Annotated in this window: 23 protein-coding genes; 5 read left to right on the forward strand and 18 right to left on the reverse strand. The window is 44.2% G+C overall.

Translation table 11 applies throughout. The features are described from left to right. Window positions 1-62 precede the first annotated feature (62 nt). Both ACFO4O_RS12740 and ACFO4O_RS12745 read left to right on the forward strand, forming a co-directional pair. Window positions 63-536: a hypothetical protein gene (locus ACFO4O_RS12740; RefSeq protein ID WP_382409114.1), complete on the forward strand. Its 474-nt coding sequence runs from the start codon at window positions 63-65 to the stop codon at window positions 534-536. A 36-nt stretch (window positions 537-572) separates the two neighbouring features. Continuing rightward, the gene (locus tag ACFO4O_RS12745; protein WP_382409116.1) at window positions 573-1784 is read left to right on the forward strand and encodes a glycosyltransferase family protein; all 1212 of its coding nucleotides are present in this window, start codon (window positions 573-575) and stop codon (window positions 1782-1784) included. Window positions 1785-1827: 43 nt separating this feature from the next. Here the strand turns inward: ACFO4O_RS12745 and ACFO4O_RS12750 are convergent, their stop codons facing one another. The 16 genes from ACFO4O_RS12750 to rpsJ form a co-directional block, all read right to left on the reverse strand. Then, complete coding sequence (locus ACFO4O_RS12750) at window positions 1828-2649, reverse strand: type II toxin-antitoxin system HipA family toxin (RefSeq protein WP_382409592.1); 822 nt, start codon at window positions 2647-2649, stop codon at window positions 1828-1830. Window positions 2650-2670: 21 nt separating this feature from the next. Further along, window positions 2671-2991 carry a helix-turn-helix domain-containing protein gene (locus tag ACFO4O_RS12755; RefSeq protein ID WP_382409118.1) on the reverse strand — a complete coding sequence of 107 codons (321 nt, stop codon included), beginning with the start codon at window positions 2989-2991 and terminating at the stop codon, window positions 2671-2673. A gap of 151 nt (window positions 2992-3142) precedes the next feature. Beyond that, window positions 3143-5845 (reverse strand): glycosyltransferase, encoded by a 2703-nt coding sequence (locus tag ACFO4O_RS12760; protein WP_382409120.1) that lies wholly within the window; start codon window positions 5843-5845, stop codon window positions 3143-3145. Between the two features lie 42 nt (window positions 5846-5887). After that, the gene (locus ACFO4O_RS12765; protein ID WP_382409122.1) at window positions 5888-6553 is read right to left on the reverse strand and encodes a hypothetical protein; all 666 of its coding nucleotides are present in this window, start codon (window positions 6551-6553) and stop codon (window positions 5888-5890) included. Then, window positions 6550-10143 carry a glycosyltransferase gene (locus ACFO4O_RS12770; protein WP_382409124.1) on the reverse strand — a complete coding sequence of 1198 codons (3594 nt, stop codon included), beginning with the start codon at window positions 10141-10143 and terminating at the stop codon, window positions 6550-6552. Before ACFO4O_RS12770 ends, ACFO4O_RS12765 begins: the two co-directional genes overlap by 4 nt. A gap of 262 nt (window positions 10144-10405) precedes the next feature. Continuing rightward, complete coding sequence (gene rpsQ / locus ACFO4O_RS12775) at window positions 10406-10666, reverse strand: 30S ribosomal protein S17 (protein ID WP_382409126.1); 261 nt, start codon at window positions 10664-10666, stop codon at window positions 10406-10408. Then, window positions 10666-10857, reverse strand: a complete 192-nt coding sequence (gene rpmC / locus ACFO4O_RS12780; protein ID WP_382409128.1) for a 50S ribosomal protein L29 — start codon at window positions 10855-10857, stop codon at window positions 10666-10668. The genes rpsQ and rpmC overlap by 1 nt, the downstream gene beginning before the upstream one ends. After that, window positions 10857-11270, reverse strand: a complete 414-nt coding sequence (gene rplP / locus ACFO4O_RS12785; RefSeq protein WP_382409130.1) for a 50S ribosomal protein L16 — start codon at window positions 11268-11270, stop codon at window positions 10857-10859. Before rplP ends, rpmC begins: the two co-directional genes overlap by 1 nt. Before the next feature lie 2 nt (window positions 11271-11272). Then, the gene (gene rpsC / locus ACFO4O_RS12790) at window positions 11273-11974 is read right to left on the reverse strand and encodes a 30S ribosomal protein S3 (RefSeq protein ID WP_382409132.1); all 702 of its coding nucleotides are present in this window, start codon (window positions 11972-11974) and stop codon (window positions 11273-11275) included. 9 nt (window positions 11975-11983) lie between these two features. Beyond that, window positions 11984-12316 (reverse strand): 50S ribosomal protein L22, encoded by a 333-nt coding sequence (gene rplV / locus ACFO4O_RS12795; protein WP_382409134.1) that lies wholly within the window; start codon window positions 12314-12316, stop codon window positions 11984-11986. Between the two features lie 10 nt (window positions 12317-12326). Further along, window positions 12327-12602, reverse strand: a complete 276-nt coding sequence (gene rpsS / locus ACFO4O_RS12800; protein WP_207611515.1) for a 30S ribosomal protein S19 — start codon at window positions 12600-12602, stop codon at window positions 12327-12329. A 15-nt stretch (window positions 12603-12617) separates the two neighbouring features. Beyond that, window positions 12618-13442, reverse strand: coding sequence for a 50S ribosomal protein L2 (rplB, locus tag ACFO4O_RS12805; RefSeq protein WP_382409136.1), 825 nt, complete (start codon window positions 13440-13442; stop codon window positions 12618-12620). Between the two features lie 11 nt (window positions 13443-13453). Further along, window positions 13454-13753: a 50S ribosomal protein L23 gene (gene rplW, locus ACFO4O_RS12810; RefSeq protein ID WP_382409138.1), complete on the reverse strand. Its 300-nt coding sequence runs from the start codon at window positions 13751-13753 to the stop codon at window positions 13454-13456. Continuing rightward, complete coding sequence (gene rplD, locus ACFO4O_RS12815) at window positions 13750-14355, reverse strand: 50S ribosomal protein L4 (protein WP_382409140.1); 606 nt, start codon at window positions 14353-14355, stop codon at window positions 13750-13752. Before rplD ends, rplW begins: the two co-directional genes overlap by 4 nt. Window positions 14356-14369: 14 nt before the next feature. Beyond that, on the reverse strand, window positions 14370-15008 hold the full coding sequence (gene rplC, locus ACFO4O_RS12820; protein ID WP_382409142.1) for a 50S ribosomal protein L3: 639 nt from the start codon (window positions 15006-15008) through the stop codon (window positions 14370-14372). A gap of 18 nt (window positions 15009-15026) precedes the next feature. Then, a complete protein-coding gene (gene rpsJ / locus ACFO4O_RS12825; protein WP_010179497.1) occupies window positions 15027-15338 on the reverse strand; it encodes a 30S ribosomal protein S10 in 312 nt (103 codons plus the stop codon). Window positions 15339-16247: 909 nt separating this feature from the next. Here rpsJ and ACFO4O_RS12830 point away from each other — a divergent pair. Continuing rightward, window positions 16248-18392 (forward strand): ATPase, T2SS/T4P/T4SS family, encoded by a 2145-nt coding sequence (locus tag ACFO4O_RS12830; protein ID WP_382409594.1) that lies wholly within the window; start codon window positions 16248-16250, stop codon window positions 18390-18392. Between the two features lie 7 nt (window positions 18393-18399). Here the strand turns inward: ACFO4O_RS12830 and ACFO4O_RS12835 are convergent, their stop codons facing one another. Both ACFO4O_RS12835 and ACFO4O_RS12840 read right to left on the reverse strand, forming a co-directional pair. Then, entirely contained in the window at window positions 18400-20397 is a 1998-nt protein-coding gene (locus ACFO4O_RS12835) for a helix-turn-helix domain-containing protein (RefSeq protein ID WP_382409145.1), read from the reverse strand. Between the two features lie 212 nt (window positions 20398-20609). Further along, complete coding sequence (locus tag ACFO4O_RS12840) at window positions 20610-21179, reverse strand: HAD family hydrolase (RefSeq protein WP_382409147.1); 570 nt, start codon at window positions 21177-21179, stop codon at window positions 20610-20612. A gap of 144 nt (window positions 21180-21323) precedes the next feature. Here ACFO4O_RS12840 and ACFO4O_RS12845 point away from each other — a divergent pair, with 144 nt between their 5' ends. Both ACFO4O_RS12845 and ACFO4O_RS12850 read left to right on the forward strand, forming a co-directional pair. Then, window positions 21324-21608, forward strand: coding sequence for a YebG family protein (locus ACFO4O_RS12845; protein WP_382409149.1), 285 nt, complete (start codon window positions 21324-21326; stop codon window positions 21606-21608). Window positions 21609-21648: 40 nt separating this feature from the next. Further along, window positions 21649-22401, forward strand: a complete 753-nt coding sequence (locus ACFO4O_RS12850; protein ID WP_382409151.1) for an MBL fold metallo-hydrolase — start codon at window positions 21649-21651, stop codon at window positions 22399-22401. Window positions 22402-22440 lie beyond the last annotated feature (39 nt).

The raw sequence follows: 22440 nt of genomic DNA on the forward strand, positions 1-22440 counted from the left end.
TAAAGAGTTAGATATTAAACAACAACCATATTAATTTGTATCGCGGAAAAGGTCGTAAATCGATGAAAAACATCCTTTCAGGCAAAAAAAAGCAAACCACAAACAGCGAAACGGCCGCTGTGGCAAAAAAACACCCCGACATTGAATACCACATCGATGCAGTCAACCCACAACTCATCGCTGGTTGGGTTTGCAGAAAGCACGGTGAAGAATTTAAATCGTGCAAACTTGCACTGCGCATTAATGGCAAAGATATTAAAGATATGACAAGCAACATGCCGCGCGAAGACCTTGCAAAATTGGGTTACGGAGACGGCCTTCATGGTTTTGAAGCCTCGCTTAACTGGCAGAAGTTTGAAGTGGGTCACAACGAGTTGGAGTTAATTGTTGATGATACTTTAAGCTCCATACATGAATTTACGCTAAGCCAAAAAGAGATGATGGTAGCCATGTCGGACCATATTTGCCGACATGTAGACGAATCTATGATGCAGCTGATGCGCAATTTAGCCGATACCCTCGACAACCGCAATTAAGTGCAAGCGCTAAATTGCCTGAGTAGGTAAAAGCAAATGCGCATTGTGGTTCTCGACCCCGGCTTTGAAGATATAAGCTCGCATCACGCCAATGTGAATCGCGAGCTTTGTGAATCAGCAAGCGCGAAGCAAACTAAGGTCCTGATACTTGCATCAAAGCGCTTATCGCACATAGCCGATATTGATTTGCTTAGCGCTAACACAAGCGCATGGTTTGAAACGCCTTGCTACACCAATAAACTAAAAGCACTCACACCTGAAAAAGAAGAGCAGTTAGCCAATCAGTTTTGCCGTGAGTTACAGGCAGCGTATCGAGCTAAGCATATAACTAATTCAGATAGCCTATTAATTCATTCCTGTTTTAGCTTTCATATATTGGGCATAGCCAAATGGTTGCTTCATGCTCAAAATAGCTTTGCAGGAAAGATTTTAATATGCGGCATGTTTTATCCTGGCAAACAATTTGTAGGTAATGCCGACCAGCTCCAATATTTTCATTGGTATGTGAGATATCGTCTAGCCTTCGCGCTGCTAAAAAACGCGATAGCAGAGACTTCAGCAGATGTAAAATTAGCCACAAGTTGCCAAGACTACATTGATGCCTTTACCGCATGTTCAAATATGCAATTTATGCTGCACCCAGCAATTACATACACCCGCCCTACACCACGAGTTAAACAAGTACGCAAACGCGTAATTTTATACATCGGCACATTGAAGTTCGACAAGGGCATCGATTTTTTAATGCAGTGTTTGCCAGACTTACTCAGCAAACATCCAGAAATTGACGTTTTTATCCAGTTTAACGAGGAGTCGCCAAGTGCAAGTACGTTCTCGCATCATGGCAATACGCTTCGCGATTTAGTAAATAAACACGCTAATCTTAAAGTACATTGGGAGCCTTTGAGCCAAAGCGAATACGAACAGCAATTTGCCCTCAGTGATGCATTGGTGCTGCTTTACGACCAAGCCGAATACAAACACAAAACCTCAGGCCTGCTTTGGGATACGTTGCGTTACCCTCATATGAGCTTAATTTGCTCTGATGGCATATGGGCCAGTAATGAATATATAAAAGCTGGAGGGGAGCCGATTTTGTTTGGATACAACAATGGTGAGGCCTTTATTGCCGGTATCGATACATGGGCGAAAATGCCGCAAACGCAAGCAAAGTTAAATACCTACGGGAAAGAGCTAACTTCTTCTTTTGCTAGTTGGTGTTGTCAGCTGATCCTGCCAAATAGCTAAATCCACTGCAGTTATAAATGCGCTTTGATTTTTTCTTTGAGCTCTAATTGTAGTTGTTTAGGTGTATATTTTTTCCAATACTTTTGGCAAGAGGTACCGGAACACCATGCTTTTTAGCGAGTTCAGGCCATTTGGAAACCGCCTCAACAACCCTATCTATAATATCATCGATATCCTTTCCTGAAATTTTTGGCAAATGAATTTGTGCTAACGCTTTAAAATCAGCTCTCGTATGGCCAGAGCGTTTGCCATTTAACTTCATCCAGTGTTGTTCTACCCAAGGATTGCCTGGCTTGTAACTAAAAGCAACATCGTAAGCTGGCGTTAGCCGCCATTTGTTTTGCACCAACATAAATGCAAAATTTTTACTATGATCATCATGGTTGGTTGCTACATGATTAAACACCATACGGCGAAACAGCTCCAAGGCATCCTCTTTTGGTAGACGCAACTCTCTTGCAACTTTAAAGAGTTCTTCATAAGAATACTTTCCCACATCTTGATAGTTAACATGAGCCATGGCAGTAAGTGTTTGTACATGAACTTTTTCATTACCAACTCGGTCAAAACGTTTGGTAATAAAATGGCGACGATTACCCTCTTCAAGTAAACGGCATGGCATCATATTGATACCAGCCTCGCTAGCCATCAAATAGTAAACATACTCCATTGCACCATAACCGAGTGGATCACCAAAAGTTTGCTCTGTCGGGTCACGCTCCTTTACACCGTCAAACTTAAGCAAGTAGTGCGTATAGCCCGGTGGTACTTCTCCTTGCCCAGACCGAACGGTTTTGAAATCGTCGTCAAAAGCCAGAACGGCTTTAGGTCTTGCCCCACCTGCACTTGTACCAACAGCTAGTATAGTTAACTTCTATGGTCGCAACTACCAGTCTAACTCCTCTTCATTTAAAGTTTGAATCACTGTTTTACCACTTGCGCGTTTCTTTTGATTATCTTTAGCTTTTAGCAGTTGAATAGGAGACACGCCATAATCGGGGAATGCACTTAGAAATTGCTCGGTAAGATCTAGAGCTTTCATAATCGACACGTAAGTCTCTAGAGTACTTTTACCTGCTTCAGCTTTTTTAATAGCATTTAGCGAGAGCGATGCTAGAGTAGCTAAGTCTTCTTGCGTTAAGTCTCTATTTAATCGGTATTGTTTGACTCTGCTGCCGATGAGCTCGGCGATTTCTGCAACCGTCATAAAAGCCCTTACGAAGTATATTAAAACTTAAAAGTAGCATAACAGACTTTATAAGGACAGTTAAATTAAAAGCCTTTAGATATGCTATTAAGCGACAAAAAGCAATTAATAGCCCTTATTTAGAATATTAAAACTTACTTAAAACCCCTAGCTAAACCAAAACCCCATCAAAAATCCCCTTCATCGCCTCTAAACCATGCTCAAAAGAGTAGCGCTCCTCAACCAACTTGCCTGCCTGAGTAGCAAGCTTATTCCACAGCATCTCATCGTCGTATAAGCGGATAATTTGTTCCACCCATAGCTCTACTGAATTCGCCAGTAAGCAGCTCTGTTCGTTTACGAGGCCGGTTCCTTCGGCTGCAACATCGGTCAGTACAGTGGGTAGCTTGTACGACATCGCTTCGAGTACCTTGCCTTTTATTCCCGCACCAGATAACAGAGGCGCGATAAATACTTTATGCTCTAAAAATACGCTATCTAAAGACTCCACAAAACCAAGCATTTTGATGTTGTCGCATTCAAGCTGCTTCATGTTTGCGGGCATTTTACTGCCATACACGTATAAAATAATGTCGGGGCGTGCCTTGTAAAGCGCGGGCATTATGCTGTTACATAGGTACTCTAGGGCTTCTAAATTTGCGTTGTGAGTAAAGCTACCTAAAAAGGATATGCCGCTGCGCTCGGTAAAGCTTGTAAACTGTGCTTTAGGCTCTAAAACCCATGGCGTGATATACATTTTTTCACGCCCGCCAATAAAAGAGGCGATCACCTCGTGTTCAATGGGGTTGTAGCAAAGCACCGCATCGGCTTTTTTGCACACTTCTAATTCGGCTGCTCGGGTTTGTATGGCTTTTTCCATCAATGCAGCGTCGTTGGGTTTGTTTTCTGCTAATCGCATCTCGCGTAAAAAATGTAAATCGGCATTGTTAAACAGCACCTTGGCCCGCGATTTTGCTTGAATGTAGTCGATATACTTTTCGGCTACGTAGTAGCGCAATATATAAACCGCATCAAACTCCGCAAGCCGTTTTTGTAAAAACTCCCCTACCGACATATACATCGGCGCATAAATCGCTTCAACACCCATACGCTGCAACTTGCTAGTAAGCTTGCCAAAGTGGGCCATGTTTTCGGGTAAGAAGGTGAGCTTTGCGCCCATTGCTTGCATGAGTTTCATCTCTTGGAGCATGGCATAACTGCCGGCGTCTCGACTTGTGTCGGGTGAAATATAGTCAATAATTAAGACCCTGCTAGATACCTCACGATCTTTTTGCAGTGCCACATTGCGATTTTTGGCAGAACCATTGTTCTCAAGCATCTCAAGCCATTTGTGAGCTACCCGCAAAGGCTCAACTGCGCTTTGCTCTTGCAAGGTTTCGCCATTCCACAGCAGGACTTGCGAAAAGGGGCTGTAGTAGGTGTTAAAACCTGCAGCTTTGGCTTTTAACGATAACTCTACTGCAGATAGCTCTAATGAAGAGCAAGCCTCTGCTTCACCAAAGCCCCGTAACTGCTCCCACAGGGTTTTGCGAATACAAAGTACTTGTGGCCCAAGCGCATCTACGTAGCGATTATAATTGTACTCGGGCGCTAAGGGGTTATCGCCCTGCCCCACTTTATCAACTTCGCCATTGGCCCACACAATATTGCCCGCTGCGGCCAATTGGCCTTTTGCATTGGTCACTTTAGGGCCCGTTAAACCGATGTTGGCATTGCTTTGCATGGGGGCGATGAGTTCATCAATCCAATACGAACTTACTTCGGCTGAATCATCTACAAAAATAAGATATTGTCCGCAGGCAAGAGATGCTGCTTGATTGCACAATGCGGCATAACTCACTCTCTGTTTTTGACGCGATACAACAAGTCCTTCGATATAACTTTCAGCCTGTGCGGTTTTATCCTCGCAAGCGTTGTCGGCTAGTATCACTTCAAAGGGCGTTTTGTTAAATGCCAATATTAAAGACGCAATACAATGATATGTGCGCGCAAAGTCTCCTGAGGCAACAACAATTACCGATACAAGTGGGCTCGCTTGCGCTACTAAGCTAAGCTTTGGGAAGTCGCTTCGTGCTTGATAGCTTTGGCATAGCACATCGTGTGCGCGAACTATGTTGGGAAAATAGCTGTAATCTTGTGAGGCCGTTGCTGCATCAGTTTGATACTTGAGGGATTCGTAACGGGCATCTGCGCTGCGTGCTAAACCTAAAAATCCAGGCTCGTTATAAGAGTGTTTTAAATTCTCCCAAGCTGTCACAATAGGGTCAACAATGTAAGTTGCCGTAGCTAAAGCTAGCGGTGTGCCTTTGCTTATTAACTGAAAAAGATGGTGATGCTTGTCGGCCAAATGATTAGGTAATAAAAAGCGAATAGTGTTATTGCTAGCAGGAATGTTCGCGCTGGCGGCCACTTGCTGAGTTTCATCAATTAATAAGGAAAATCGACTTAAATCCTCAGCCGCACCGCCGTCTAACTCAGCGTACAAATAGCCCTTTGTGATGCCGCTAAACCTAGCTCGAAAACTTAAGGGCCGGTATTGCAGCCTAAACTGATTGGTCGTGATTGGACTAAGCGAATGACCTTCTATTAATACTAGCGCAGCGTCCATAGCAATGGCTGGGTCAATATCGAGGGTAATCTTAAAACTATGACGACCTTGATGAATGCCGTTAGTTTTTAAATCTTCTCGATATACATTGGCTAGGCCCTCGCCTATTTTTACGCCATCGGCCAATACTATAATAGAGAGCGCTTGATCATCTTCTCTTGCAGCCGCCCAGCCATACAAAACGCCTGCTCGTGCCTGCTCAATAAAGCCATGAAATGATCGTTGTGGTTGTTGTGATGGCGTCAAAAGTTAGCTCGACTCTGCATAATTAACTGACTCAAGCTAGGCTCATTCAAGCAGTGCTTGGTCAATACTTTCAATATCGGGAAGATACAAATACTGCGTGTTTTCATCTTCGTATAACTGCGCAATCGCATCCTCTAAGCCATCAAAAGATTCACAGCTTTTTAGTGCTTCTTTAAGTGATGATGCCATCGACTCGCTAAACCAGTTAAAAAACAAAGGAAAGCGTGTAACCGCGCGGGCATGGTCCGCCGAAGGCGAGCATAAATCTACTACGTGATCTGCAATTGCCCGAGGTGTTGCATCAAAAAACTTAAAACCAAGCCTAGCGTTACTCACCACGCCCCGCCCTTCAATAGGCGCTAAATACCACCTGCCAAAGCAAGATTGCATAGAGCGATAGCGGCTTTTCATGTTCGTCAGTGTGGTGAACCAGTTAGAAAGTGGCACAATGTTATCGCGCACAATAATAAGCTCTTTATTTATATCGAGCTGCTCCGACGCGGCTTTGAAGGCTTGCTCTAAATCACTACTGCTCGCAATTTGCGCCGACACAGAGCTAAGCATCGTGCGCTCACTTTGCGTTAAGCGTTTGTTCGGGAACAGACGAATATCCAAACCTGCTGTGTTGTCGTCAAGCTTTACATTCAGCGCATTATAAACGCGCATCGCCCGCTTGGCTGATTCAAAAAACACAAATACCTGCATCATTTAACCGCCTCCAGCAACTTCAAAATATTGCTCTCGTATGGCTCAACAGTGGTAATTTGATTGTCAGCTAGGCCAACATAGTACTTATTCAGCAAGGCCGGAATAAAAACTGGTGGGCGCTGTTCGGTATATCTTAAAATTAATTCCCAATCGACTAAACGCCGCATATCTTCTCTGAAAATGCCATATTTTTCCAAGGCGCTGCGGGTGTGACTAAATACGTTTAAATCTATAAAGTTACCGTTTTCTAAAGAGGAGCGGTTAAAGGGTAGTAGGCGAATATTGGTTCTAAATTCTTGCTGATTATAAGGGTCTACATACCAAACCTCTTGCCCTGCATAAGCCGATTCAGCCTCAGGATGTTTGAGATAATGATCAACGGCAATAGCCAAATAGTCAGCATCCCATTCGTTGTCGGTGTCGAGATACGCGATTATGTCGCCCTTAGAGGCTTTCAGCCCAGCATTACGAGCGGCCGACACGCCGAGATTCACGGGCTGTTTTATTAAGTTAATCGTTTGCGCTTGGGCGTTGTTTCTGCAAATTTCCTCTACCACGTTTGCGGTTTCGTCGGTGCTGCCGTCGTCTATCACAATCAATTCGTAGCGCGTGTACGACTGATTAAACAAAGACGTAATCGCCATCTTAATTTCTGATTGTCGATTAAACGCAGGCATGATCACCGAAACTAGAGGGTAGTTGCTATTATTAGCATCACAAAGATAGGCTGCCTGCTCAATAAGGCTGAGTTTTTGCGCTTTAATTTGAGCTTTGAGGGTTTTAGAGCGCTCGAACACACCGTAGGGCGTCATGCCGTTTACGTACGACCATTTAAAAAAGCTTTGGAGCTCGATTTTGGTATCAAAGTTTTTGGTATTTTTTCTTAATTCAAAACTACGTGACAATAAAATCCCGGGCCGACCACGCACTCTGATCACGCACTCACTAGCTTTCTTTTTCATCATTGCCGGGTCGATATGAAAAACAAAACCACAGTTTTCGTTGATGCCTTTTTGCCTAGCAAGCTCTGGCCTAAAATGAGAGGCAATCGCAATCGCCGCGCTCGAGTCGTTAATAAATAGCTCAAGTTCAACCGGAATATCTGGATGCTCGCTGTCACATGCCCAGCCCACTAATTTGCCGTCGCTGTACCCATCGATAAAACCTTTGACTTGATTGAGTTGGAAGCGCTTTTTGATGGTGTACTGATAAGGCTTTGACGGCGTTTGCAAAAAGCCCCCTAGCTTACCTAATTTTTTAAGCGAAACCGCGTTGATTAGCTCAACATTATTGGCATTAAATGCATGCTGAATGTCAATATCAAAGCCGGCTTGCACGTTGTAGCCAAGCTGATTCATATCATCGCGTCGCTTGTCGCAAGTAAAAGACTTTACAAAACGCTGGTTGATCAGCACCAGTATTTCGGCAGGCGCTGCATTTACCCCTGCATCACTTACTGCCCAGCCTACTAAGCCTTTTTTACTCCGCGCTTCAATATAGCCATCGGGTTTACCTTTATAATCCGACAGCCGATGAATTTGAGATAAAAAATCTTGCTCGCCCTTAACGCCATCGTATCCATGCTCGAAAGCAAGTTGGCAAACTGCTTTAAAACAGGCCACTAAACGAGGCGCTCGTTTGTTCAGCACTTCTACCCATGGTTTAACAAAACTGCTTTTGTATTTAGCTTCTGTTTTGCCGATGTCGTAATTATGTTTACGAGCAAAATGCAGTGCATTACGCAGCAAGTAATAGACGTAAGACAGGCTTGGTACACCGCCTGCCTGACTTTCTTTTAAGTGCAGCAGCGACACCCGTGAATTTACCAATAGCTGAGCGCCTTGTTGCTTGGCACTGCTTGTCCAGTCGGTTTCTTCAAAGTACAAAAAGTAATCTTCAGGAATATAGCCATAACGCTCTATTATATCGGCATGAAAAAACAAGGCGCACCCGTTCAGGGTATCGCTTTCAAACATGCCTTTAGGTGCAAAGTCTTTAGGTGCACCATCGAGTTCATGCTCAATCTCAAGCTTGCCATCGTTAGAGCGAATACTTGCTTTGAAAAAAGAGATGCTTTGATTGTTTCGCAAAATGAGCGGGGAGTATATTGCATTGGCTTGCTCGACGATGTTTTGCGTAAGCGCGGAAAATACATCGTCGCGTATTTCAATGTCGGGGTTGAGTATGCTGAATATTTTGAAGCCTTTGGCTTTTGCAATACTAATAAGCGCATTATTGCCACTGGCATATCCTAAATTAGATGCGCTTTTAAAGCTGTAATCAATATAAGGATTTGAACACAGTGCAATGTATTCTTGTTCATCTACCGAATTGTCGAGCACAAAGAGTTTAACGCTTTTCTTGGTAGCCATGCTTATCGAACGGCTAAGTGCGCGTACCTGTGCATGAGAGTAAAAGTTAACTACACATACTGCGATGTCGTCATCCGACGGTTGCTCAACGGTATTGTTGCAACTTAGATTAACGCGCTTGTTCTCATATTCGGCAATATATTCATTATGTTTCTGCGCTAAGATTGTTTTTGCTAGCGCCACTAATTGCTGGCTAGACTCTTGCCAATCGAGTGTTTTTGCAAATTCAAACGCTTGCTCACCTAACAGAGCAAGTTCAGGGCGAGAGACTTTACTGACCTCTTTAAGTACATGCTCTAATCCATGAACACCCTCTTGCTCGTAGGTAAAAACAAAGGGTAAATCAAACCACGCCCTAAAACTGTCAACTTTGGGGATGACTACAGGCCTGCCAAACGACAAACTTAATATAATGCTGCCTGAGGTTAGGACTTCTTTGTAAGGAAATACTAGTACATCCGACGCGTTCAAATATAGTTGTAAGTCAATATCGGCAATGTAGGTTTCAAACACATGCAAATGCGGTAGCGCACTGCACATTTGATTCACTTTGCCTATGTGATAAGGCCACACCGGTTTACCCGCAATTAAGCCACTCACTCTCTCTTGATGTGTGAGGCCATAAGATGCATCAACAAAATCGTCTAAGCCTTTGTAGGGGCGCAACTGCCCAATAAAGGAATACACAAAATGGTCGTTAGGTATCGACAGTTTCTCTCGGGCTTCAGATTGTGAAAGCTCGTTGGCGTAAACGTCGATGTAGTGACCATGCTTGATGTATCGCACCTTTGAAGGAGCAATGGCATAGGTCTGGTTAATCAGCGCGAAGGTGTTTTCATCATGCAGTAAAATAACATCAACGGCATTCGACAGGCTCTGATGAAACTCCAACTCAGCGCGCTTAAATTTAACATCGTGTGGCAGTTTATTATGGATAGTCCAAACGACCTTTCCGCCTAGCCCCTTAAATATTGCTAACTCGCTCAAAAAAGCCTTGGCCAAAATGCGATGCTCATGAGCACTTTGAGCAACACCAGTGATCACATTTTGCCAGTGCAAATGAAATATCGCCTGCTCGCCCGCATGCTCTCTTAAAAAGGCAATGGCACTGGTAATATCGGCATAAGAGGTGGTCAGATTATTTTCGGCACACTCACAGTACAGCAATCGTTGATAAGGATTGGTAGATGTGTAGTCTGGGAAAAAGAATAAATGCATGCAGCCTTCTATGTTGGAGACAAAATTGAATGACGTTTGTCACAGACGAATGCCTGAAGATTGAATTACCATCCGTGTACTAACTCATCGCTACTAAAGAATAAGTGGAAAGCAATGACTATGCAATAGTGGCAGAAGGCTTTGGGCGAACAACTGATAATTAAGTGAACTATTGCTCAAGCACGGTCATTAAATTTCAGCAAAAAAAAACGCCATCCAAAAGGACAGCGTTTCTAATTTTTAAGACTCAATTCAGTTTATATTAAACTTCGCGAGCTTTCTCTACTACGTCTACCAAAGTCCAAGTTTTGTTCTTAGACAAAGGACGACATTCTGTAATAGTGACGATATCGCCTTCGTTGCACACGTTAGCTTCGTCGTGAGCGTGCATCTTAGTTGAGCGCTTAATAAACTTCCCGTAAATCGGGTGCTTAACAAAACGTTCTACCACAACCGTGATGGTTTTATCCATTTTGTTGCTTGATACACGGCCTTGTAGTGTACGGATTTTCTGTTCACTCATTACGATTCAGCCTTCTGAGTTAAAATAGTTTTAACACGTGCGATGCTACGACGTACCGTTTTAAGTTGGTCAGTTTTTTCAAGCTGACCGGTAGAGTGCTGCATGCGTAAGTTAAATTGCTCTTTAAGCAAGCTTAACAATTCAGCATTCAACTCTTCTACACTCTTTTCTTTAAGTTCAGTCGCGTTCATTACATCACCGTCCGAGTTACAAAGGTTGTCTTAAACGGCAATTTAGCTGCAGCTAATTCAAAGGCTTCACGTGCTAACGCTTCAGGAACACCTTCCATCTCGTATAACACACGGCCTGGTTGAATTTGGCAAACCCAATACTCAACGTTACCCTTACCTTTACCTTGACGAACTTCAAGAGGCTTTTGAGTAATTGGCTTGTCAGGAAAAACTCGAATCCAAATTTTACCTTGACGCTTAACATGACGAGTCATTGCTCGACGTGCCGCTTCGATTTGGCGAGCGGTCATGCGACCACGGCCAATAGCTTTAAGGCCAAAAGTGCCGAAGCTTACTTTGCTACCCGCAACAGCAAGACCACGGTTACGACCTTTATGCATTTTACGAAATTTCGTACGCTTTGGTTGTAACATGATTAGCCCTCTCGCTTAGCGTTACGGCCTTTCTTCTTAGGTGCTTGAGCTGGCTGCTCTTGTTCAAGTGGTAATCCACCTAACACTTCACCTTTGAAGATCCAGACTTTAACGCCAATGATCCCGTAAGTGGTTAATGCTTCAGATGTCGCGTAATCGATATCAGCACGGAATGTATGCAAAGGTACACGACCTTCACGATACCACTCGCTACGTGCGATTTCAGCGCCACCTAAACGGCCACTTACTTCTACTTTTATACCTAATGCACCTAAACGCATTGCATTTTGTACCGCACGCTTCATAGCACGACGGAACATAACACGACGCTCTAGTTGGCTAGATATTGAATCGCCTACTAGTTGTGCATCAAGTTCAGGCTTACGTACTTCTGCAATGTTTACTTGAGCTGGCACACCGGCAAGCTTAGTAATGTGATTGCGAAGTTTTTCTACGTCTTCACCTTTTTTACCAATAACCACACCAGGGCGAGCAGTGTGAATAGTCACACGAATGCTTTTAGCTGGACGCTCAATCACAATCTTAGAAAGTGAAGCGTTTTTAAGTTCTTTAGTCAGATACTGACGAACTTGGTGGTCGCTATATAAATTGTCGGCATACTCTGCAGTATTTGCGTACCAGGTCGATGTCCATGGTTTGCTGATACCCAGGCGTATACCGGTAGGATGAACTTTCTGTCCCATAATCTACTCCTAGTTATCCGCGACAATCACGGTAATGTGACTGCTACGCTTAAATACGCGATCAGCACGGCCTTTGGCACGTGGCTTAATACGCTTCATAGTTGGGCCTTCATCAACAAAGATTTTAGCTACTGACAACTCGTCAATATCTGCGCCTTCATTGTTTTCAGCATTCGCAATGGCAGACTCAAGAACTTTCTTGACTAGCGCTGCGCTTTTCTTAGGGCTGTACGTCAAAAGCTCTAACGCTTTTTCAACGTGCAATCCACGAATTTGATCTGCAACTAAGCGTGCTTTTTGAGCCGACGTACGAGCAAAACGGTGTTTAGCTAATGCTTCCATTATTGTCTCCTTAACGTTTGGCTTTCTTATCCGCGACATGGCCACGGTAAGTACGCGTAGGCGCAAATTCGCCCAACTTGTGGCCTACCATCTCGTCACTGACAAATACAGGAACGTGTTGGCGACCGTTATGGACCGCAATGGTCAACCCAATCATATCTGGGATGATCATAGAACGACGAGACCAAGTTTTAATTGGCTTCTTGTCGCCTTTTTCCACTGCAGCCTCTACCTTCTTCAGCAAGTGCAGGTCAATAAAAGGACCTTTCTTGAGAGAACGTGGCATGGTGAATCCTCGCTTTTACTTGTTTCGACGACGTACGATAAGTTTATCAGTACGCTTGTTGCTTCGGGTTTTCTTACCTTTGGTAGGAACACCCCAAGGTGTTACTGGGTGGCGACCACCAGAAGTACGACCTTCACCACCACCGTGCGGGTGATCAACCGGGTTCATGGCAACACCACGAACTGTTGGTCTAACACCACGCCAGCGAGTAGCGCCAGCCTTACCTAGTGAACGAAGCATGTGCTCTGCATTACCTACTTCACCGATAGTTGCACGGCAGTCAGCTAATACTTTGCGCACTTCACCTGAACGCAAACGAAGTGTCACATAAGTGCCTTCACGCGCTAAGATTTGTGCATACGCACCAGCAGAACGTGCAATTTGTGCACCCTTGCCAGGCTTCATTTCAATCGCGTGTACTGTTGTACCTACTGGAATGTTACGCATTGCCATAGCATTACCAGGTTTAATAGGTGCACCAGAACCAGATTGGATTGCGTTGCCCGCTTGTGCGCCCTTAGGAGCCAAGATGTAGCGACGCTCACCGTCTGCATATAGCACAAGTGCAATATTCGCAGAGCGGTTTGGATCATATTCTAAACGCTCAATTTTGGCTGGAATGCCGTCTTTGTTACGTTTAAAGTCAATTACACGATAGTGTTGCTTATGACCACCACCGATATGACGAACTGTGATACGACCGTTGTTGTTACGACCACCGCTCTTGCTATTTTTTTCTAGCAATGGAGCGTATGGTGCACCTTTATGTAGGTCAGGGTTGATTACCTGAACAACGTGACGACGACCAGCAGAAGTAGGTTTAGCTTTCAATAATGGCATGTCTAATCCCCTTACTCACCGGCACCGACGAAGTCGATGTCTTGGCCTTCTTTAAGTGAAACGTAAGCTTTCTTCCAATCGCTACGCTTGCCAAAGTTCTGGCCATAACGCTTAGTTTTGCCTTTGCAGTTAACGGTACGAACATTTTCAACTTCTACTTCAAACAACAATTCAACTGCTGCTTTCACTTCCGCTTTGTTCGCATCTTTAACAACTTTAAACACAAATGTATTTGCGCCTTCAGCAGCTAAGGTAGCTTTTTCAGAAACATGAGGTGCTACTAGCACTTTTAATAAACGCTCTTGGTTCATGCTAAGGCCTCCTCAAGTGCTTTCACTGCGTCGGTAGTCATCATTACTTTTTCAAAAGCAATTAGGCTTACCGGGTCAATGCCTTGAACGTCGCGTACGTCTACTTTGTAAAGGTTACGAGAAGCTAAGAACAAGTTCTCATCTACTTCAGCCGTTACAATTAATACGTCTTTCAGTTCTAATTCATTTAGTTTAACCAGTAGCTCTTTAGTTTTAGGCGTATCTACACCAAACTTCTCAACTACGATTAAACGATCTTGACGTACCAATTCAGATAAGATGCTTTTAATTGCACCACGGTACATCTTTTTATTTACTTTTTGCTCGAAGCTACGAGGCTTAGCAGCGAATGCACGACCACCGCCAACCCAGATTGGGCTTCGGATAGTACCAGCACGTGCGCGGCCTGTGCCTTTTTGACGCCATGGCTTCTTACCGCCACCGCGTACTTCAGAACGAGTCTTCTGCGCTTTAGTACCTTGACGAGCGCCAGCACCGTAAGCCACTACGACTTGGTGAACTAGAGCTTCGTTAAATTCACGACCAAAAGTGGCGTCTGATACTTCAAGAGCGCCTTTGGCGTCTTTCAATGTTAATTCCATCAGTTCACTCCCAGTTACGCTTTAACAGCTGGTCTGACGATTACGTCACTACCAGGTGCGCCAGGTACGGCACCTTTGATTAATAAAAGGTTGTTTTCAGTATCAACGCGTACAACTTCTAAAGACAGGGTAGTCACTCGCTTGTTACCAAGCTGACCGGCCATTTTCTTGCCTTTAAAAACTTTACCAGGTGATTGGTTTTGACCAATTGAACCCGGTGCACGGTGAGATAGTGAGTTACCGTGAGTCATACGTTGGTGGCTGAAGTTCCAGCGTTTAATACCGCCTTGGAAACCTTTACCTTTTGATGTGCCTGCTACGTCCACTTTTTTGGTATCGTTGAAGATTTCAACAGTGATTTCACTGCCCACTTCCATTTCGTTACCTTCACCGTCTTCTAAACGGAACTCCCACAAACCGCGACCAGCTTCTACGCCAGCTTTAGAAAAGTGACCAGCGGCCGCTTTATTTACACGATTTGCTTTTTTGGTGCCAGCGGTAACTTGAAGTGCACGGTAACCGTCAACTTCCTGAGTACGTAACTGAGTCACACGGTTAGGGGTCGCTTCAATAACAGTCACAGGGATTGATACGCCATCTTCTGTGAAGATGCGAGTCATGCCCACTTTACGACCGATAAGACCAATCGACATTGTTATTACCCTCTCTTGTTAGCCTAGGCTGATTTGAACATCAACGCCGGCGGCCAAGTCCAATCTCATCAAAGCATCAACTGTTTTATCAGTCGGTTCAATGATGTCTACTAAACGCTTGTGTGTGCGGATTTCGTATTGATCACGCGCGTCTTTGTTTACGTGCGGAGAAATCAACACAGTGTAACGCTCTTTGCGCGTAGGAAGTGGAATAGGACCACTTACCTGAGCACCAGTGCGCTTAGCTGTTTCAACGATTTCCGCTGTAGACTGATCGATCAACTTGTGATCAAACGCTTTTAAACGAATACGAATTCTTTGATTTGGCATCGATTAAGCTCCAATCGAAAGAACAAAAAAATTCATCTTTTCACGCCCCTTTATTTCGTTTGAAATTAGGCTGAAAAGATGTGCGTAAACCGGTGATCCCCAATCGGGATCCTGTTCATAGTTAGCGTGCTAGTGTTCATTTATACATCGAAACACATAAATGAATACGTCGCGCGGTGCTTTCTAAAGGAGTGACACTTCAGGTTGTATAAACCATGAGAAGGCACTGATTGACCTAGACAAACACCCGCTAAACACGTCCTTGGGCTTCTTTATTACAACAGTTGCTTTGGACAGTGGGCGCGAATTATACAGAGATTTGACATATTGACAAGAACTAATGCAGATTTAGGCCTGAGTATTTACAAAATTCAATATCACCCGTTAATTTGTGTATTTTTTAATCAAAACTGATAACATGAACAGGTGTAAGCTGAGTTTTGTTCTCTTATTATGCCAGCTTCTTTGTTGGCCTTCTTCCTTTATAGCTTCTTCTATAGCTTCTTTATTTATAGAAAGAACAGCAGAGAAAAGACAACAAGCTAGCAAAGCGCCACTGATTAACCGGCTGCCAGCAAAACACCTCGCATCATTGTTAACGATGTTAAGGAATTAAATGACATCGATTAAAAAGCGTCGATGACAAGCTTGCTGAAGCAAAGATGTATATCTGAACAAGCGACGCTAAGAAAAAACGTAATAAGATGTGGACACATTGTTTAAGGAAAAGATAGGCTTAATGGATTTATGCATATATGATAATTAATCAATTAATTGTCTCTGCCGATATATCTACTAGCCAAATTTATTAATTTACGATTGGAATGTTGACTTTATATGTTCGATAGCGCTCCTAACTCTCCTTTGTTGCAAGCTTTACAGAAGCAATTAAAAGAGTTTCCTAATTTGATGGCAGCTTACGAGAAGCTCGAGCCACTTATTTTGGAAGCCTTTGGCGCTTCGCGAATGTCGCTATTCCAAAAACGCGCACAGCAGCAAGACTTGGTCGCCCGTTATAAAACAGGTGCTGAAACACGCGAAATTAAAGTGCCAATTAGCCCGGCATCTATCGCCGGTTATGTGGCGATGTCGCAACAGCCGCTTATTATTAATGACCCTTACGACGATATGCAGTTGCTGAATATTCATCAGCGTCTGCGCTTCGACAAAAAGTTTGACCGTGCAAGTAAATTTAAAACAGAAAATATCCTGTGTATCCCAGTTATGAATGCTGGGGTGATGATGGGCGTTATGCAAATCATCAACAAAAAGGGCGGCGACTATAACCAGCAAGACCTTGAAATGGGTATGCAAATAGGTGATATGCTCGGCGACAAGTTTCGCTACGAGCTCGGCGGCACTAAAAACCCCTTCGATTATTTGGTATTACGCGGCTTAGTATCTGAAAGCGTCATCCAAGAGGTCGTGAAGCTAGCTGATGTTAAACAAATAGTCGCGAAGCTTAACACTGAGCATCGTGTAGGCGAGAGAGACATTGGAAGTGCGCTGTCAGTACATTATCAGGTACCGTTTATTGACTACTTGCCCGACACATATCACATGTATCAGAGCAACAGTCGCCTCAACCTTTCTTATTTGAAACGAAATTTTGTTGCCGTTATTGCTGACGCACATGAAAACGCTGTCGTGTTAATGGCCGAACCTAACAATGCAGCACTTTTGATGGAAATCGAAAGCGCACTTGGTATCGATAGCTATGATATTGCCGTAGGTTTGCCAAATCATATTCTTCAGTATCTTGGAGAGAATGTTGGCGGTTCTGGTCCTGGCGACATGGACGACATTCTCGACGAAATCGGCACTACCGGTGATGAGTTAGAGGACCAAAGCGACGACTTAGCTGAAGATGCACCGGCGGTTGTGCGTTTGGTGAGTCGAATATTGCAAGACGCTAAGCGTTTGAATGCGTCAGATATCCACATCGACCCCGAAAAAGGCGCGCCCACGCGAGTGCGGATGCGTGTTGATGGTGTGGTCAGAGACATAAATCAGGTTCCAGCTTCGCACCACAACGCCGTTATTGCCCGTATTAAAATAATGTCGAGCCTGAACATTGCTGAGAAACGTATTCCACAAGATGGCAAGCTTGCGTTTAAGCTAAGCGGTCAGGCGGTAGAAGTCCGAGTGGCGACTATTCCAACCGTTGCGGGTGAAGGCGTAGTCATGCGGATTTTGGCTACCGGCGGCGCCATGCCCATTGAAAAAATGAACTTGTCACCCCGTAATATGGGGATGATTGAAAGCATGATCAAAAAGCCACACGGTATCATGCTGGTAGTAGGACCAACCGGTTCGGGTAAAACCACAACATTGCACGCAATACTTGGCTACTTAAACACGCCAGACAAGAAAATTTGGACCGCCGAAGACCCTGTAGAGATTACCCAAGCAGGCCTACAACAGGTGCAGGTTAGCCCTAAAATTGGCTTTACCTTTGCTAATGCGCTTCGCGCGTTTTTGCGTGCCGACCCAGACATTATTCTGATAGGTGAGATGCGTGATAAAGAAACCGCGCATGCAGGCATAGAAGCCTCACTAACCGGGCACTTAGTGTTATCTACTCTGCATACTAACTCTGCACCTGAAACTATCACTCGATTGTTGGATTTAGGCTTAGACCCGGTCAACTTCTCTGACGCATGCGTCGGAATACTTGCACAACGACTCATTCGTACGCTTTGCAGCTGTAAGGAAGCTTATCAAGCGAATGAAGATGACATCGCCTTTTTGAAGCGCCAGTACGGCGAAGATTACTTTGACGAACTGGGACTCGGCGATACCGTTACGCTGTATCGGGCAAAAGGCTGTGATAAGTGCGGCGATACAGGATACAAGGGCCGTACCGGGGTTCACGAGTTACTCGGTATGACTAACGAGCTTCGCTCGATGGTTTACAAAGAGGCGGCTGTGTCACAAATGAAAGCGCAAGCGATGAGCGATGGCATGCGGACCTTGACCCAAGACGCCGTGCTAAAGCTTATTAAAGGCGATACCGACATTGCGCAAGTGCAAATACTAGGCGGTCACGACTAGGTATTGGCTAGCTCTGCATCACCATGGATGGTGGGTAACCGTATTCCTTTTTAAAGCACTTACCAAAATGTGACGTTGAATTGAAGCCTACCTCGAAAGTGACATGTGTGATTTCGTGTCCTTCTAGCAGCAGTTCTCGCGCTTGTGAGAGTCTAAACCTCCTTAAACACTCCCCAAACGACATATGCATATGTTTTTGACACCTCCTTTGCAAAGTTTTCTCACTTACGTGCATTAGCCTTGCCGCATCAAACCGGCTGAAGCCTTCATGGCGATAATGCTGACTTAATATTTGCTCAAGCTGCGAACTGAAACTCTCGCTTGGGGAGTCTATTTTATGATCGTTAGCATCTAGACTTTCATTCAAGATTACGTCTTGATGAAAGCCTTGGCTTTCGCTGCCCTCACTTACTTTATTAAGCATGGCTGACTGATTGTGCTGAGCTACCTGATATACACCCGTGTGCGAATGTACTTGCGCATTGAAATTTTGCCCCTCTCGTGCCTGCTTTAACTCCCCTTTTAACACATCTCGGTTTTGTAATAAGTTATCAGTAACGGTTTTTAATTCGTTGATATTTAATGGCTTTTCTACTATGGCAGACACACCGCTAGCATACATTTTTACCCTGGCGCTTTGTTCGTTTGCCCCACAAATCATCAAAAAAGGAATGGTACTGGTCGCTTGGTGTCCTCTTAGGAATTTAACCAGTTGAATGCCCAGCGCAAACTGCCAGCTAAAATCAGCCAACACAATATCGGGAGTATGCTCAAATATGCTTGCCATCGCATCGTCAAAACCCGCACATACCGTAACATCATATTGTTGCGCAAATTGAGATTTGAGCAGCTCCTCTGCGTGTATATGCTTGCCAATATACATCACTTGCTTCTTGTGATTGTTTTTCGCCCGGTCCTGCACTTTTGAGTTTTCTTGCTGCCTTGCGGCAAAACGTTTACTTAAATAAATAGCAGGCCGACAAATTCGAGCGGGCATTAACAATCTAAGTCTTGTGCCATAGCCTAAAGCTGACGTTAGCTCTAGGCTCCCACCATAATAGCGAAGCAAGCGGGCAATAGAATACAAATTAAAGGCGGTTTCAGCGTCTGACAACCGTCTATTTCGGGTATGGCGCTTTTCTTTTGCGTATTGCGCAATCTTGCTGCACAACGCACTGCTCAAGCCTTTTCCTGTGTCGCTGACCTCAAAACACGCGAACTCATCGGTAAATGAAATCTTAAGACTTATCTGACACCCATCACAGTTATGCACAATGGCATTGAGCAAAACTTCTCTTAACATTTTTTCAGTCATGCCCTTTGGCATACTTACATATCCATGAGCGAGTTCTTCTACGTTAAGAGACTTATTCTGCTCTACCGCATAATCTTTAATCGCGGGTAATATGTCCATGAACACTTGAGCGGTATTAACATCACTTATTAGCTGATGCTTGTTAGGTGAATTTTCATTACGCTTTGACATAGGCGACACTAACTTTGGCATGGGGTGGCTTGAATGCTGCTGAGCGTGCTCAGGGGGCGCATCTAACAGCGCGCTCTGCCTGAGTTCTTCAGCTAAGGCCTTAAGACTAATGATGTTGGCTTTAGCGGGCGTTTGAAATATCGACGGGTATACCGTTTTGTCTTTCATGACGTACTGCGAGCGCACCATGGTGTCGACTACGTCTAAAAGTGAATCAGAAATATTGGCTAAATGCCGACGCGGGAGTGCTTTTGCATTTGAACGCTTAGGTTGATGCCAGTGTGCTGACACACCAGCGCTGGGTTTTTGATTTTTATGACCGCAATGCTGATTGCGCTCTTTATGCCGAGCATAAAAAGTATAACCAAAGCGATAAAAGCGCAGCAGCGTAGCGTAACTTAAGGCCATTGCGCTTATGATTATGAGGGTTATTGCAATATCGTTTATTGATATCACCTTTGCTGAGAGCCGCTCAAATGACAAAAGCTCTAACAGCAAGACTACGTGAACTGCATCCATTGCTTATCCTTAATTGCTAATCCATTATTTGTTTCTTATCTCGCTTGTTATTTTTGTTATTGTTTATTCATTCTTGGATGCCGGCTTATGAAACAAACCTAACATCGATAGTTAACGCCCATTCAGCGTATACAATTGTCTGTTTTTTCGACTAATCGATTTATTCGTATGAAGCTAAAAATTATCTTAAAAGCTTTTTCTCGTTAGCATTTTTATTGTGCTAACGGCGCAGGAATAAATCGTAGCGCCTTTTCATATTGCGTATTTTTTGAACAATACTCAAACAGCCATGCCTGCATGCCTGCGTTGTGGGCAGCTTCAATGTCGTATTTATAGTCACCAATGTATGCGATGCGCGCCTCAGGTATTTGCCAATCATTTGAAATTTTTAGTAGGGCCTCTGGATGAGGCTTCGGTAAGGCATCTTCGCGGGTTAACACGTGCTCGATAGGTATTGCATTTAGTTCAAGCTTTCGCTGCGTGGCCCTTCGGCAATTGCGCGTCACAATAGCAAGCGGTATGCCCGCCTCAATCGCTCGCTCAATGAAGTCTTTTGCGCCGGCGATTAAGCGGGAATTTTCAGCATCTCTTAATTCGTGCATGAGCACAAGCTTCGTCGCTTCCTCGCGCTTCTCGGGGGCGAGGGTGTTGATATATTCTAAAATGTCGTCGTCGTGTGGACATGCAATTTCTTGCTTCATGGCAGCAAAATCTAGTTTTGCGTGAACAAGGGTATCGTCTAAGTCAAAAATGATACCTTTTACTCGAGTGAAACAAAACACACGCCCTCCTCAGTTATTAACAGCTATCAAACCATCTACATAACTTATAGTTGTGTTCATGATTTTTAGACCAATAGCCTGTTTATTTATACAGCATATGGCGGTATAGTGTGGCTACTCTCTTTCATTAACGAGGAAATGTATATGGCCATTATCACGCAGTACGTTGTGCAACATAAAGGAGTCGATAAATTGGTAACCACCGACAAAAAAGAAGCAGACCAATACGACAAAATGTTAGGCATAGCCGACAATCTAAGTGTTTACATACAACAAAAAGGCATTGAGTTAGACGATACACTTGCCGAGGAACTTTCTATTTTGCTTGCCAAAAATAAAGACTCTGTGGGCAAATTACTTCGCGGTACCGATGCAGACAGTATTTTAGAAGCTGAAAAAGCAGACGTCGTTGAGATGAAAAAAGCGTAAAGACTGGTACGAGGAGTGAAACACTCTTATACTGCTAGTCATGCAATTACATACGCTTCGCGGATATATACAGAATATCTTTTTGGCAGAATACCCTCACGGTTTGCTTCTGCTGGATGGTGCCTGTAGAGCCGATTTTACTCTCATTGAAGATTTTATTGTCAACACACTTAATCGCCCGCTGTCCGATTTAAAAGCGCTAGCAGTCACGCATATGCATCCGGATCATGCAGGCTGCGCCCACTACTTACGTAAGCGCAGCGGATGCAAAATTGTGTGTGGTTTATTTAAGCAACAATGGTATAGCGGAGTAAGTGGGCGCTTATCTCATTTAGTAGACATTTATCTCGCGCTTTGGGTAGCCAAACGCCTTGGCAGAACCCGCAGAAACATTTGGTATCAAGCGCACCTGCGTCCAGATATCATGCTAAATGACGGTGAAGCAATTCCTGGCTTTGAAGACTGGCGACTCATAAAAACGCCGGGACATACGGCAATGGACGTCTCATTACTTAATGAGAAGCGCAATCTATTGTACGTAGCCGATTTAGTAGTGAAAGTAAAAGGAAAGCTGAGCCCTCCCTTCCCCGTTAACTTGCCTGAACAATACGCGTCGTCATTGCAAAAGCTCAAACGTTACACTCACTGCGATGTATTAATGGCGCATGTGCCCCAACAAAAAATAACACGCGACGAAGTAGATAATTTATTGGCATTAGCTCCCGAGAAAGCGCAAAACAATCGCCAAGTTCTGACAGACCTTGCTCGGCGATTAGCGCGCTTTAGGCCTTGAGGCCTCCAAGCTGTATCAAGCTATGCTTAACATCCTATT

It is taken from the genome of Glaciecola siphonariae, from assembly GCF_042652645.1.
Classification (GTDB): Bacteria; Pseudomonadota; Gammaproteobacteria; order Enterobacterales; family Alteromonadaceae; genus Glaciecola; species Glaciecola siphonariae.